The 13694-nt window shown below is 68.3% G+C and carries 14 protein-coding genes; 4 read left to right on the top strand and 10 right to left on the bottom strand.

Translation table 11 applies throughout. From position 1 onward, the window contains the following. The first annotated feature begins 40 nt into the window (after positions 1-40). On the top strand, positions 41-1108 hold the full coding sequence (locus NQK81_RS25995; RefSeq protein ID WP_016330523.1) for an HpcH/HpaI aldolase/citrate lyase family protein: 1068 nt from the start codon (positions 41-43) through the stop codon (positions 1106-1108). Next, complete coding sequence (locus NQK81_RS25990) at positions 1108-1962, top strand: HpcH/HpaI aldolase/citrate lyase family protein (protein WP_257483590.1); 855 nt, start codon at positions 1108-1110, stop codon at positions 1960-1962. Before NQK81_RS25995 ends, NQK81_RS25990 begins: the two co-directional genes overlap by 1 nt. Here the strand turns inward: NQK81_RS25990 and NQK81_RS25985 are convergent. The 9 genes from NQK81_RS25985 to NQK81_RS25945 form a co-directional block, all read right to left on the bottom strand. Then, a complete protein-coding gene (locus NQK81_RS25985; RefSeq protein WP_126734814.1) occupies positions 1959-2651 on the bottom strand; it encodes an Abi family protein in 693 nt (230 codons plus the stop codon). The genes NQK81_RS25990 and NQK81_RS25985 overlap by 4 nt on opposite strands. Before the next feature lie 185 nt (positions 2652-2836). Next, entirely contained in the window at positions 2837-4216 is a 1380-nt protein-coding gene (locus NQK81_RS25980) for an amidase (RefSeq protein ID WP_257483589.1), read from the bottom strand. An 11-nt stretch (positions 4217-4227) separates the two neighbouring features. After that, positions 4228-4986, bottom strand: coding sequence for an SDR family NAD(P)-dependent oxidoreductase (locus tag NQK81_RS25975; protein WP_257483588.1), 759 nt, complete (start codon positions 4984-4986; stop codon positions 4228-4230). Further along, positions 4983-6404 (bottom strand): aldehyde dehydrogenase family protein, encoded by a 1422-nt coding sequence (locus NQK81_RS25970; protein WP_257483587.1) that lies wholly within the window; start codon positions 6402-6404, stop codon positions 4983-4985. The genes NQK81_RS25975 and NQK81_RS25970 overlap by 4 nt, the downstream gene beginning before the upstream one ends. After that, positions 6397-7167 carry an ABC transporter ATP-binding protein gene (locus NQK81_RS25965; RefSeq protein ID WP_257483586.1) on the bottom strand — a complete coding sequence of 257 codons (771 nt, stop codon included), beginning with the start codon at positions 7165-7167 and terminating at the stop codon, positions 6397-6399. Before NQK81_RS25965 ends, NQK81_RS25970 begins: the two co-directional genes overlap by 8 nt. Continuing rightward, the gene (locus NQK81_RS25960; RefSeq protein WP_257483585.1) at positions 7164-7901 is read right to left on the bottom strand and encodes an ABC transporter ATP-binding protein; all 738 of its coding nucleotides are present in this window, start codon (positions 7899-7901) and stop codon (positions 7164-7166) included. The genes NQK81_RS25965 and NQK81_RS25960 overlap by 4 nt, the downstream gene beginning before the upstream one ends. Next, on the bottom strand, positions 7898-8710 hold the full coding sequence (locus tag NQK81_RS25955) for an ABC transporter permease (RefSeq protein WP_257483584.1): 813 nt from the start codon (positions 8708-8710) through the stop codon (positions 7898-7900). The genes NQK81_RS25960 and NQK81_RS25955 overlap by 4 nt, the downstream gene beginning before the upstream one ends. Continuing rightward, positions 8710-9654, bottom strand: coding sequence for an ABC transporter permease (locus NQK81_RS25950; protein WP_257483583.1), 945 nt, complete (start codon positions 9652-9654; stop codon positions 8710-8712). Before NQK81_RS25950 ends, NQK81_RS25955 begins: the two co-directional genes overlap by 1 nt. Further along, a complete protein-coding gene (locus tag NQK81_RS25945) occupies positions 9651-11141 on the bottom strand; it encodes an ABC transporter substrate-binding protein (RefSeq protein ID WP_257483582.1) in 1491 nt (496 codons plus the stop codon). Before NQK81_RS25945 ends, NQK81_RS25950 begins: the two co-directional genes overlap by 4 nt. A 60-nt stretch (positions 11142-11201) precedes the next feature. Here NQK81_RS25945 and NQK81_RS25940 point away from each other — a divergent pair, with 60 nt between their 5' ends. Both NQK81_RS25940 and NQK81_RS25935 read left to right on the top strand, forming a co-directional pair. Further along, positions 11202-11945 carry a FadR/GntR family transcriptional regulator gene (locus NQK81_RS25940; protein WP_257483581.1) on the top strand — a complete coding sequence of 248 codons (744 nt, stop codon included), beginning with the start codon at positions 11202-11204 and terminating at the stop codon, positions 11943-11945. Positions 11946-12041: 96 nt separating this feature from the next. Continuing rightward, positions 12042-13022 (top strand): patatin-like phospholipase family protein, encoded by a 981-nt coding sequence (locus tag NQK81_RS25935; RefSeq protein WP_257489848.1) that lies wholly within the window; start codon positions 12042-12044, stop codon positions 13020-13022. Positions 13023-13094: 72 nt separating this feature from the next. Here the strand turns inward: NQK81_RS25935 and NQK81_RS25930 are convergent, their stop codons facing one another. Further along, positions 13095-13691 carry a class F sortase gene (locus NQK81_RS25930; RefSeq protein WP_257483580.1) on the bottom strand — a complete coding sequence of 199 codons (597 nt, stop codon included), beginning with the start codon at positions 13689-13691 and terminating at the stop codon, positions 13095-13097. Positions 13692-13694 lie beyond the last annotated feature (3 nt).

Raw genomic sequence — 13694 nt, 5'->3', positions numbered from 1 at the left:
GTTACTCGTCGGTCACTTAGCCCGTTGCGATGGAGGAACGATGCGTTCGCCGAAGGATTTCTTCGCCCCGCTCGCGGTGGGGGCGCCGGAACCGCTCCGCCAGATCCCCGTGCCTCCTTCGCGGATGATCCACTTCTTCGATCCCAGCAACGAGAAGATGGCCGCCAAGGTCCCGGACATCGCCAAGAAGGTCGACGTCCTGCTCGGGAACCTCGAAGACGCCGTGCGCGCCGACCGCAAGGAGGCCGCGCGGAACGGGCTCGTCTCCATCGCGAAGTCGACCGACTTCGGCAAGACGCAGCTGTGGACCCGCGTCAACAGCCTCGACTCGCCGTGGGTGCTCGACGACCTGATCACGCTGGTCACCGAGATCGGCGACAAACTCGACGTGATCATGGTGCCGAAGGTCGAAGGCGCGCAGGACATCCACTACGTCGACAGGCTGCTCGCGCAGCTCGAAGCGCGGGCCGGGCTGACGAAACCGCTGCTGGTGCACGCGATCCTGGAGACCGCCAGCGGCGTCGCGAACGTCGAGGAGATCGCGGGCGCGAGCCCCCGGATGCAGGGCATCTCGCTCGGCCCGGCCGACCTCGCCGCCAGCCGCCGTATGAAGACCACCCGGGTGGGTGGCGGGCACCCCGGTTACCTGGTGCGCACCGACCCGACCGGCGAAGACCTGAACGAGGGACGCACGACGTACCAGCAGGATCTGTGGCACTACACCGTCGCGCGGATGGTGGACGCCTGCGCGGCGAACGGGATCCTGCCGTACTACGGGCCGTTCGGCGATATCCGCGACGTCGTGGCCTGCGAGGACCAGTTCCGCAACGCGTTCCTGCTCGGCTGCGTTGGCGCCTGGAGCCTGCACCCGGTGCAGATCGACATCGCCAAGAAGGTGTTCTCGCCCTCGCCGGAGGACGTCGCCTGGGCACGGCGCGTGATCGCCGAGATGGGTGACGGCACCGGCGCGGTGATGATCGACGGGAAGATGCAGGACGACGCCTCGGTGAAGCAGTGCCGGGTGGTCGCCGAACTCGCGGACGCCCTCGCCGCCGACGATCCTGAACTCGCCGCCGCGTACGACGCCGCCACGAAGGAGGCTTCCTGATGAACCCGCGACGTTCCGTCCTCTACATGCCCGGCGCGAACGAAAGAGCGCTCGAAAAGGCCAAGACGCTGGACGCGGACGGGCTGATCCTCGACCTCGAAGACGCCGTCGCTCCCGACGCGAAGGAAGCCGCACGTGAACGCGTTTGCGCGGCCGCGTCGTCGAAGGAGTACGGCAAGCGCGAAGTGACGATTCGCGTCAACGGCCTCGACACCGAATGGCACGACGCCGACCTCCGTGCCGCCGCGCAGGCGGGCCCGGACGCGATCGTGGTGCCGAAGGTGAACTCGGCCGCCGAGGTGCACAACATCGAGCGCGCGCTGGAGCTCGGCGGCGCACCGGACCACACGAAGATCTGGGCGATGGTGGAAACGCCGGTCGCGATGCTGCACGCCGAGGAGATCGCGTCGGCGTCCGAACGGCTGACCGTGCTGGTCATGGGCACGAACGACCTGGCGAAGGAACTGCACGCCGAGTTCGTCCCCGGCCGCGCGCCGCTGCTGGGCGGGCTTTCGCTCGCGCTGCTGGCCGCGCGGGCGACCGGCAAGGCGATCCTCGACGGCGTCTACAACGACGTGAAGGACCTCGAAGGCTTCGAGGCGGAATGCGTTCAGGGGCGTCAGTTCGGCTTCGACGGCAAGACCCTGATCCACCCGGCGCAACTGGAGCCGTGCAACCGGATCTTCGCGCCGACCGAGGAGGAGATCACGCGCTCGCGCAAGATCATCGCGGCGTTCGAGGAGGCGCAGGCGGCCGGGCAGGGCGTCGTGACCGTGGACGGGCGGATGATCGAGAACCTGCACGTGGACAACGCGCGGCGGATCCTGGCGCTGGCCGAAGCGATCGGCGGCTAGCAGGGACGGGCGGCCAACAGCCGCGCGCATGAGCTGTTGGCCGCGATGTAAGCGGCGACTTGAGGAGAGATGAGCGCGGCGAGATCCCGGACATCTTTCCAGTGGCCTTGTACGTCGAGAGTGAGCAATGGCTCGTGATGAGCGACGCGGTTCCTGAGCCTGTGCAGGCGCTCGGCATGTTTGTCGACGTCGCGGCGATCGGTACCGGCTTGAAAGGCCAGGTGCAGGTATGGAACCCACAGCGGGTCGTGATGACGTCGCGCGGACAGGTATCGCCAGAAGCCGAAGCTCAGCTCGGCGATCACCTTGCCCGGCGACGGTGACGCGGGGTGCTTGACCTTCGGGGTCGCGTTCCTGATGGCTTCGGCCACCAGCCTCCTGCTCGTCTCGTTGACGTCGTAACGCGTGCCGTTCGCGGATTTGTGCCATCGCGAGGGGAAGATCGTCGTCGCTTGGAAGACCCAATGCGTCCCTCCTGTGGCAGCGTGGCCCAGAGCCCGGTCATACGCGTTGCGCAGAGCCACTTCCAGGTGGCACAGATCGTGGTGGAACGCCGCGGATACCGCCGCGTTCCACTCGTACAACCTCATGGCCAGCTCTCGATCCTGGTTCGCCGCTTGCAAGTAGATCGTGAACCTCGGCTTCGACAACCAGGTCTCGATCCAATCCCCCGCGCGAGCGCTGGTCACCCTCATGGCTCCTCTGCTAAGCTGACCGACGAATAGCCCCGGATGGCCCCTGACCTGTCGGTCATGTCACCGGGGCTTTGATCTTTCTGTTGCCGGTCGGCAAAGCAACGCGCTCCTGACGCATTTCGTCCTCTGGATGCGGTAGTCGCACGCGCAAGGACCGCATCCAGAGGACGAAATGCGGGTCAGGGCCAGGGGCGCGGAGTGGGGCGAAGGGATTCGTAGGCGGCAGCGGCGCGAAGGACGTCGAGGTCGGCGAAGCGGCGACCGCTGATCTGGAGGCCGATGGGCTGGTCGTCGCTGGTGTAGCCGCAGTTGATGGAGACCGCGGGCTGGCCGGACATGTTGTACGGCACGGTGAACGCGATGTGCTCGAACGGGCGGCGCGGGTCGTTGGTCGGCGAGGGCCATTCGGCGGGCGGGGCCGAGACCGGGCAGGTCGGGGACAGGACGACGTCGAAGCGTTCGGTCGCGCGCAGGGTCGCGACGGCGATGGCGTCGATCTGCGCGAAACCGCGGTAGGCGTCGACACCACTGACGTCGGCGCCGCCGGCGGCCCAGTCGGCGATGTACGGCAGCACCTTCGCGCGGCGGTCTTCGGGCAGCGCCGACATGTCCGACCAGGCGCGGACGCGCCAGAAGGTGTCGAGCCCGTCGAGCATTTCGCGGCGCAGGAACGGCGAAACCGGCTCGACGACGGCGCCCGCGGCCTCGAAGACACGCGCGGCTTCGGTGACGGCGGCGATCGTCTCGGGCAGCACCGGGAGCCCGACGCCCGGATCGAGATGAAGCCCGATCTGCAGGCCCTTGACCTCGGCCGAAAGCGAAGACCAGTCGAGAGACGACGGCGGCAGCGAGAGGTGGTCGCGTCCGTCCACACCGGACAGCACGCTCATCAGCAACGCGGTGTCGGCCACGGTCCGCGTCATCGGCCCGGCGACGCGGCCGAGGAACGGCGGATCCACCGGCACCCGGCCGAAACTCGGCTTCAGCCCGACCAGGCCGCACCAGCCGGCGGGCAGCCGGATCGAGCCGCCGATGTCGGTGCCGACGTGCAGCGGACCGTAACCGGCGGCGGCCGCCGAACCGGCACCGGCGCTGGAGCCGCCTGGGGTGCGCGTGGTGTCCCAAGGATTCCGTGACGCGGTGTGGAAACTCGACAGCCCGGACGTCAGCATCCCGTAATCCGGCATGGTCGTCTTGCCCAGCAGTACCCCGCCGGATTCGCGCACGCGAGCGCCCGCCGGGGCGTCTTCGGGCGCGGGCGTCAGCGCGGTGGCGGCAGTGCCGAGCGGGACCGGGGTGCCGCGGGTCGCGATGTTCTCCTTGAGCGTCAACGGAACGCCGTCGATCGGACCGAGCGGTTCGCCCGCGTGCCAACGGCTTTCGGACGCCTTCGCGTCTTCGCGCGCGCCGCTCGGGTCGTACGCGTAGAGCGCGTGCAGCTCGGGTTCGCGCGCTTCGATACGTGTGAGGACGGCTTCGGTGACCTCGACCGGTGACAGCGTCCCGGCACGGTACTGCGCGACCAGTTCGACGGCGGTCAGATCAGGCAACTCCGGCACGGCAACACTCCTTACGTCGCGGGCGGTTCGAAGCGGCCGTCGACCGCGGTCCAGCCGCCGTCCACCGCCAGTACGGAGCCGGTGACGAACGACGACGCGTCCGACGCCAGGTAGACGACGGCGCCCGCGAGTTCGTCCGGACGCGCCCACCGGCCGAGCGCACCCTTGGTCGCATAGGCGTCGTACCAGGCCGGATTCGCTTTGATCTGCGCTGTCAGCGGAGTCTCGACGACACCGGGCGCGATCGCGTTCACCCGCACCCCGGCCGGGCCGAACTCCGCCGCGGCCGTGCGGAACAGCTGCACCAGCCCGGCTTTCGTCGCCGCGTACGGCCCTTGGCCGGGCTCGACGGTGGTGCCGCGGATCGACGAGAACCCGATGATGCTCCCCCGCCCGCGTTCGACCATCCCGGCGCCGAACGCGCGCACGACCTCGAAGGTCGCGCCGAGGTTCAGCGCGATCACTCGGTCGAATTCCTCGCGCGTGTACTCCAGCAGCCGTTTGCGCACGTTGGTCGCGGCGGTCAGCACCACGATGTCGGTCTCGCCGAGTTCCGTGGCCGCCCGCGCGGCCGCACCGTCGGAGAGCAGGTCGATCTCGTACGCCTCGCCCACGCCGGTTTCCTTGGCAGCGGCGACATCGCGGTCCGCGACGATCACTTCGGCGCCGTGCGCGGCCAGCGCCTTCGCGGACTCGCGGCCGATCCCGCTGCCACCGCCGAGGACGACGGCTCGCTTTCCTTCGAGCCGGAACAGGTTTTCGTACGTCACGGGCGCAGCACCGCCATCCTGGTCACAGTCAGTTCCTCGACCGCGAACCGCGGCCCTTCCCGCCCGATCCCGGAATCCTTCACGCCGCCGTACGGCATGGTGTCGGACCGGAAACCGGGCACCTCGTTGACCACCACGCCGCCGACTTCGAGCTCGTCGAGCGCGCGGAACGCCGTCTTCAGCGAAGTGCTGAACACCGAGGCGTGCAGGCCATAGCGCGACGCGTTGACCGCGTCGAAAGCTTCGTCCACAGAGGACACGGTGCGGATGCAGACCACGGGACCGAAGATCTCCTCGTCCCAGCATTCGAGGCCGTCGGGCACGTCGAGCAGCACGGTCGGCCGGATCACCGTTCCGTCGACACCACCCCCGGCCAGCCGCGCTCCAGCCGAAGTCGCTTTGTCGACCCACTCCTGGACGCGCTGAGTGGACCCCGGGTCGATCAGCGCCGAGACTCGCGTCTTCTCGTCTCGCGGGTCACCGGTGACGACCTCGCCGAGCCGCGCGAGTACCCGTTCGGTGAATTCCTCGGCGACCGCGTCCACGACCAGCACGCGCTGCACCGAAATGCAGGCCTGCCCGGACGCGTAGAACCCGCCGCGCAGCACGGCGTCCGCGGCCGCGTCGAGATCGGCGTCCTCCGCGACCACGAGAGCTGCGTTGGATCCGAGCTCCAGCAACGTCTTCGTGGGCGCGGCGTCGCGGGCGATCCGGTGCCCGACCAGCGCGGATCCGGTGAACGACACCGCGCCGACCCGCCGGTCCGTGACCAGCGCCGAGCCGACCGCCGCGTCACCGGTGACCAGCTGGACCATCGCGGGCAGGTCGGTCAGCGAGCGCACGAGATGCACTAGCCACAACGTCGCCAGCGGCGTCTGCGGCGCGGGTTTCACCACCACCGGGCAACCCGCGGCGATGGCGGGCGCGATCTTGTGCGACGCCAGCAGCAGCGGATAGTTGAACCCGGCGATGCCGACCACCACCCCGATCGGCTTGCGTTTCCAGAATCCGACCAGGCCGTCGCCGGAGGGCAGGAGATCGAGCGGCACGGTCTCGCCGTGCAGCCGCGAGACCTCCTCCGCGGCGGCCTGCCAGGTGACGATCGTGCGCGCGACCTCGACGCGACAGTCGACCAGCGGCTTTCCGGTCTCCAGCACCAGCAGCTGCTCGAACTCGGAACGCCGGGCTTCCAGAGCGGCGGCGACGGCGTTCAGGAGCGAACGCCGGGTACGCGACGGCAGCGCCGCGACCTGCTTGAACACCGCGACGGCCTCGTCGATCGCGCGCGCGGCCAGCTCCGGCGTCCCGACCGGCGCCCGGCCGGTCTCGCTCCCGTCGTACGGGAAGCTCACCGTCGAGTAGTCCACAGTGGACACCCAGCCGTCACCGATCGGCAGTCCCTCGGGATACTCAGCCATCGTCCCCTCCCCGCAGCCTCGCCAGTTCGGCCCGCAGATTCGGCGCGGCCGCCAGCAGTTCCCTGGTGTACTCGTGTTCCGGCGCGTCGTAGACCTGGCCGACGTCGCCGATCTCGACGATCTCGCCGCGCCGCATCACCGCGACCCGGTCGCAGACGTGCCGCACCACGCCGAGGTCGTGCGAGACGAAGATCAGCGTCAGCGAATACAGCTCGACCAGCGACGCGAGCAGGTCGAGGATCTGCTTCCGCACCGAGACGTCGAGCGCGCTCACCGGTTCGTCCGCGATGAGGACGCTCGGATTCGGCGCGAGCGCCCTGGCGATCGAGATGCGCTGCCGTTGCCCGCCGGAGAACTGGTGTGGATACCGTCCCGCGGCATCCGAAGGCAGGCCGACGGCCTTCAGCAGCTCCGAAACCCGCGAGGGATCCCGGCGGCCCAACGGTTCGGAGATGATGTCGCGCACCCGCATCCGCGGATCGAGCGAACCCATCGGATCCTGGAAGACGATCTGCAACTCCGACCGCAGGAAGCCGAGTTTGCGTTCGGGCAGGGTGTCGATTCGCTTTCCTTGGAACGAGACGCTGCCCGCCGTCGGCTTGTCCAGCGCGGCCAGCAATCTGACCAAAGTGGACTTTCCCGAACCCGACTCGCCCACGATCCCAAAGCGTTGACCTGCTTCGACGTCGAAAGAGACACCGCGCAAGGCGTGCACATCGCGACGCGTGTAGCGGCGCTCCAGGTCCCGTACGGAGATCATCATCGGCTCGCCTCCAGGTCCGAAGCGGCCAGGAGCTTCTTCGTGTACTCGTGCTTCGGCTCGGTGAGCACCTCGCGGGTGGTGCCCGCTTCGACGATCTCGCCGTCCAGCATCACCAGCACCCGCTCGCAGACCGACGCCACGACGGCGAGATCGTGCGTGATGAACAGCAGCGCGCTTTCCCGCTGCCGGACGCCGTCGAGGATCAGTTCCAGGATCTGCGCCTGCACGGTGACGTCCAGTGCCGTCGTCGGCTCGTCGCAGATCAGCAGCTTCGGGTCGTTGGCCAGCGCGATCGCGAGGACGACGCGTTGCCGCTGCCCGCCGGAGAGTTGATGCGGATACGCGCGGGCGACGCCGGGCAGCCCGACGGAAGCCAGCAAAGCCTCGGGATCCTTCCGGCCGTTTCGGTGGATCCGCATCGGCTCGGCCACCTGCGCGCCGACCCGCATCGCCGGGTTCAGCGCGGTCATCGGCTCCTGGAACACCATCGACATCTCATTGCCGCGCAGCCGCGACATTTCCTTCTCCGGCGCGCCCAGCAGTTCGCGGCCGTCGAGCTTCACCGATCCGGACGCGGCGAGCTCTTCGGGCAGCAGCCCCATGATCGACAACGCCGTCAACGACTTCCCGGAGCCCGACTCGCCGATCAGCCCGACGCGCTCACCCCGCGCGATGCCGAACGAGACGTCGCGGACCAGCCCGGAGATGCCGAGCCCTTGGACTTCGAGTGTCATAGCCGCGCCGCCAATCGGGGGTCGAGTCGATCGCGGAGGCCGTCACCGAGCAGGTTGAAGCCGAGCACGGCGATGGCGATCGCGACGCCGGGCACGAGCGCGAGCCGCGGGTGCAGGGTCAGGAACATCTGCGATTCCTGGAGCATCCGGCCCCACGACGGCGTCGGCGGCCGGGTGCCGAACCCGAGGAACGACAGCGCCGCTTCCGCGAGTACGGCGATCGCGAACGACACCGACGCCTGCACGATCAGCAGCCCGGAGATGTTCGGCAGGACGTGCCGCGCCGCGATGTTCAGCCGCGACCGGCCGGCCGACCGCGCGGCCAGCACGAACTCGCTGCTCATCACCTGCAGCGTCCCCGACCGCGCGATCCGCGCGAACGACGGGATGGTGGCGATGCCGATCGCCACCATGGCGGTCAGCGTGTCCGCCCCGAACACCGCGCCGAACATGATCGCCAGCAGCAACGCCGGGAACGCGAGCACGAGATCGTTGACCCGCATGACGAACTCGCCGAGCCACCGCGACGACATCCCGGCGAGGATGCCCAGCGGGGTCCCGATCACCGCGGCGATGCCGACCGCGACCACACCGACGTACAGCGTCGTCCGCGCGCCGACCATGAGCTGGCTGAGCACGTCACGGCCGAAGCTGTCCGTGCCCAACAGGTTCGCGCCGCTGAAGTCGTGCAGCCGGTTGGCCGCGTCGACCTTCACCGGGTCGAACGGCGTCCACACGAACGAAAGCAGCGCGGCGACGACGATCAACGCGACCAGGACGCCGCCGATGGCAAGACTGCGGCTACGCATCAGGAACCCCGCAATCTCGGGTCGAGCACCGTGTAGAGGACGTCGACCACGAAGTTCACCAGCAGCACGCCGACCACCAGGACCAGCACGATCCCCTGCACGGACAACAGATCCCGCGACGCCACCGAGTCGAGCAGCATGCTGCCCAGCCCCGGCAGGACGAACACGCGCTCGACGACGACCGCGCCGATCAGCAGGGTCGACAGTTGCAGGCCGAGCACCGTCACCACCGGCACGGCGGCGTTGCGCAGACCGTGGCGGAACAGCGCTTGGAACGGCCGCAGCCCCTTGGACCGCGCCGTGCGCAGATAGTCCTGGCCCAGCGTGTCGAGCACCGCGGACCGGACGTAACGCGTGAGCACCGCGCCCTGCACGAGCCCCAGCGACAAGGCAGGCAGAACGAGACCGCGGAGGAATTCGCCCGGATCCTGCACGGGCGGTGTCCAGCCGCCGGAGGGCAGCCAGCGCAACTGCACCGCGAAGATCTGCACCAGGATGATGCCGGCGAGGAACGCGGGGATCGCGACGCCGATCTGTGACAGCCCGGAAACCGCGGTACCGTCGGCGTTCCGATGCCGCACCGCGGCGAACGTCCCGGCCGGGATCGCGATCAGCAACGCCACCAGCATCCCGGCGCCGACCAGCCACAACGTGACGCCGAGGCGGTCGGTCAGGGCGGGCCCGATCTCCTCGCGCGTGACGTACGAGCGGCCGAAGTCGCCTTGCAGGACACCGCCGATCCAGTCGAAGTACTGCGTCAGCAACGGCCTGTCGATACCGAACTCGGCGCGCGTCTTCGCGACCAGCTCCGGCGTCGCGTTGACGCCCAGCGCGACCTGCGCCGGATCACCCGGCAGCACGGCCATGAACAGGAACACCACGATGGACGCGACCAGCACACTGGCCACCAGGATCGCCACGCGGCGCACGATCTTGACCGTCATCGCGGCGCCAATCCCGTGAGATCGAAGGACTCGCTGACCTGGTTGCGGACGAACCCGGTCACCTTGTTCTTCGCCACGATCACGTTGGGGAACAGGAAGAGCCAGTCCGCGGCGGCGTCTTCGGACAGCCGCCGGGCGACCTGGCGCATCGCGTCGACCTGCTCCTGGGGTGTGCCCGCGTCCGCCTTCGCCAGGTTCTGCTGGACGGGCTTGCTGTCGTAACCCCAGTAGTACTTCGGCCTGCCGAACGTGACGATGTCGCGCGCCTCCACATGCTGGATGATCGACAGGTCGTAGTCGCGGTCGGTGAAGACCTGCTTGAGCCACACCGCCGGGAAGTCCAGCGGCTCGATCGTCACCGAGACCCCGACGTCGGCCAGCTGCGACGCCACCACCTGCGCGGCCGAGACGGCGTACGGCAGGTTCGGGATCCGCAGGCGCAACGAAGGATTGGGCTGACCCGCTTCGGCGAGCAGCGCTTTCGCCTTCGCGGGATCGAACGGGTACGCGTTCGAAAGGTCCTCGTACCAGGGATCCGTCGGCGGAACCATGCTGCCGATGAGCGTGCCGCGGCCGCCCCAAGCCGTGTCCAGCAAGGCCTTCCGGTCGATGGCGTACGACAGCGCCCGTCGCACGCGGACGTCGTTCAGCGGTGGGCGCGCGTTGTTGAACGCGAGCGTGACCTCGCTGTTGGTGGTGCCTTCGACGACGGTGAACCGGTCGTCGCTCTGGAACTGCGGGATCGAATCCGGCACGGTGATCGCGGAGATGACGTCGATCCCGTTGCTGAGCAAGGCGTTGTTGAGCGCCGTCGGATCCTTGATGTACTTGAGGACCACCGTCGAGTAGGCCGGTTTCCTGCCCCAGTACGCGGGATTCTGCTTGAGCACGATGGAATCGCCGCGCCGGCGCGAGGACACCGTGTACGGCCCGGTGCCGATCGGTTTGTTCGCCAGATCCGCGACGCCGGTGCGGCTGAACATCGCGCCGAGACGGCTGGTGAGGCTGAACAGCCAGCCGTTGCTGGGCTTCGTGAGCACGACCCGCGCGTGGTCCGGCGCCACGACGTCCACCCGGTCGACGACGTCCATTGTGGACTTGATCGACACCGTCCAGTCGGTTTTCACGCGCATCAACGAGAACTTGACGTCTTCGGCGGTGAACGGCGCCCCGTCGCTGAACTTCACGTCCTTCCGGAGCTTGAAGTCGTAGGTCCTGCGATCTTCCGAGATCGTCCACGATTCGGCGAGCAGCGGCACGATCTTCGCGTCCGCGTCGAGTTTCACCAGGCCCTCGTAGACGTTGTAGAGCAAGGCCTGCGGGATGGCGGCGCCGTCCGTGCGGGTGAAGTCGAAGTTCGCGGGTTCGGCGGTGTAGCCGATGGCGAGCGTGCCGGGATCCTTGGCCACCGTGGCACTCGACCCGGCGGAGCAGCCGGACACCACCAGCAGCAACGCTGCCACTGTCGCGTGAATCCGGGCTTTCATCCTGCCCCCTGACCGGTAGACTGGTCTGACCAGTAAACCAGACGAGACGGCAGGGTCAAGATGGAATTCGAGCCGGTCGCCCCTGTCCGCGCATACCAGCGTGTCGTCGAACAGATCGAGGAAGCCGTGTTCAGCGGCCGGATCAAACCGGGCGACCGCCTGCCGAGCGAACGCGAGCTGATGGTCCAGTTCGACGTCGGCCGCTCGACCGTGCGCGAGGCGCTGCGCGTACTGCAGGCGGCGGAAATGATCCGCTCGCGCCCCGGGGATCCGCGCGGGCCCGAGGTCCTGGCCGCCTCCCCCGCCGCGTTGCACCGGTCGATGCACCGGCTCGCGCGCGCCGACCACATCGGCCTCTCCGAGCTGTTGCAGTTCCGCATGGTCCTCGACGGTTCCGCACATCTGCTCGCCGCGCAGCTCAGGACTGAAGACCATCTCGCCGAGCTGGAGGCGGCCCTGGAGGCGATGCGCGCGGGCGTCTCGAAGGGTTTCGCTGAGTTCTCCCACGCGGACGTCGCGTTCCACGAGGCCATCGCCCGCGCGACTGGGAATCCGCTGCTGGTGATCAGCGGCGAGGTCGTCCGCGGTGTCGTACTGGAGCTCATCGAGGACAAGCTGGAGCACGCCGACGACCGGACGGCGCTGATGCGCAACTGGCTGACACACCACGAAGAGGTACTCGGCGCGATCCGGGATTCCGATGGCGAGCGCGCTTCACGGCTCGCGAAGCAGGCGCTCTACGACAACTACGCCGAGTACGTCCCCGAGGAGCAACGTCGCCTATTGCGGCCCCTGCTTGCTTGATCCGCCCCTACACTCGCTCAGGTGGGGGATATCAAGAAGCCTTCGACGACGCGCCGAGGTGTCGGTCTCGCCCTGTCCGGTGGCGGCTACCGCGCGATGTTGTTCCACACCGGGGCGCTGTGGCGGCTCAACGAACTCGGCTGGCTGTCGAAGATCTCGACGTTCTCGAGTGTCTCGGGCGGTTCGATCGCCTCGGGTGTGCTCGCGCACGCGTGGTCGGAGCTGAAGTTCGAGAACGGTGTGGCGGACAACTTCTACGACGAGGTCGTCGCGCCGATCCGGAACCTGGCGCGCACCCGGCTCGACATCCCGGTCACCTTGCTGGCCATGGCGATCCCGTGGCGGAGCGCCGGTGAAGAACTCGCGCGCGTGTACGCGAAACACCTGTTCGGCGACTGCTGCCTCAAGGACATCGACCCCGGCGGCCCGCAGTTCGTCTTCACCGCGACGAACCTCCAGGACGGCGCGCTGTGGTGGTTCTTCCGGCAGGACGGGCCGCACGGGAACATCCCGCTCGCGACCGCGGTGGCCGCGTCCTCGGCGTTCCCGCCGATGCTTTCGCCCGTCGTGATCCAGGATCCGCATTCGGATGACCGGAAACGCAAGATCGTGCTCAGCGACGCCGGCGTCTACGACAACCTCGGCCTGGACCCGGTCGAAGGGCACGCGACGGTGCTGGTCAGCGACGCGGGCAAGCGGATGAAGGTCAGGCGGAAGGTCCCCCGCGACTGGGGACGGCAGCTGCTGCGCGTGCTCGACGTGATCGACAACCAGGTGCGCGAGCTGCGGCGGGGCGCGCTGCTGAAGTCCTATGTGGAGAAGGATTTCAGCGGCGCCTACTGGGGTTCCTACGTCGATCTCGAGAACTTCGAGCTCGTGGATTCGCTGACGGCGCCGGTGGATCTCACGCACAAGCTGGCGGAGACGCCGACGCGCCTGACGAAACTGCCGGAAGTGCTGCAGGAGCGGTTGATCAACTGGGGTTACGCGGCCTGTGACGCGGGGATGCGCAAGTGGGTCGACACCGAAGCGGCCGCTCCCGCCGGGTTCCCGTTCCCGGCCGCCGGCCTGGGTTGAGCGCGTCCCCGGATGCGAAAAATGGTCCTTTCCTCGCATATTCAGCGAGGAAAGGACCCTTCAAAGCGCTCGTCAGGCGACCAGGTTCGCGTAGACGATGACGTTGTCCTTGTAGCTGTGCTCTTCCTGGTCGAAGACACCGCCACAGGTGATCAGCCGCAGCTGCGGCTTGTCGGTGTTGCCGTAGACCGCTTCCTCGGGGAACTGGTCCTTGGGCACCTGGTCCTTCTTCTCGACCACGAACTTCAGGCTCTTGCCGTCGCTGCGGTCGACGACCACCTCGTCACCGGGGTTCAGCTCGTTGAGCTTGTAGAAGATACCCGGCTGCTTGTTGCCGTCGACGTGACCGAGCAGGATCGCCGGGCCGACGTCACCGGGCACCGGGGAGAACCGGTACCAGGCGGCCTGCATCGGTTTCTTCGCCGACGGGACGGACATCTTGCCGTCCTTGCCGATCGCGACCGTGACCAGGCTCGATTCCGCGCCGATCTTGGGGATCTTCACGTTCGTCGGGCGAGCCCCGTTGAACGGTTTGACCACCGGCGGTGCCGATTCCGCCGCCGGCTGCGCGGCGGGCGGGGCGGGTTCGTCGGTGCCGCATCCCGTCAGCGCGAGGGAAAGCACAAGGGCGGCCGCGACCAGGCGGCCGCCCTGCGTCAGAAGCTTCATCGA

The sequence above is a fragment of the Amycolatopsis roodepoortensis genome (assembly GCF_024628825.1).
GTDB classification, from domain to species: Bacteria; Actinomycetota; Actinomycetes; order Mycobacteriales; family Pseudonocardiaceae; genus Amycolatopsis; species Amycolatopsis roodepoortensis.
Note: the sequence above shows the minus strand (reverse complement) of the source record. Positions and strands in the feature narration are given on the sequence as shown.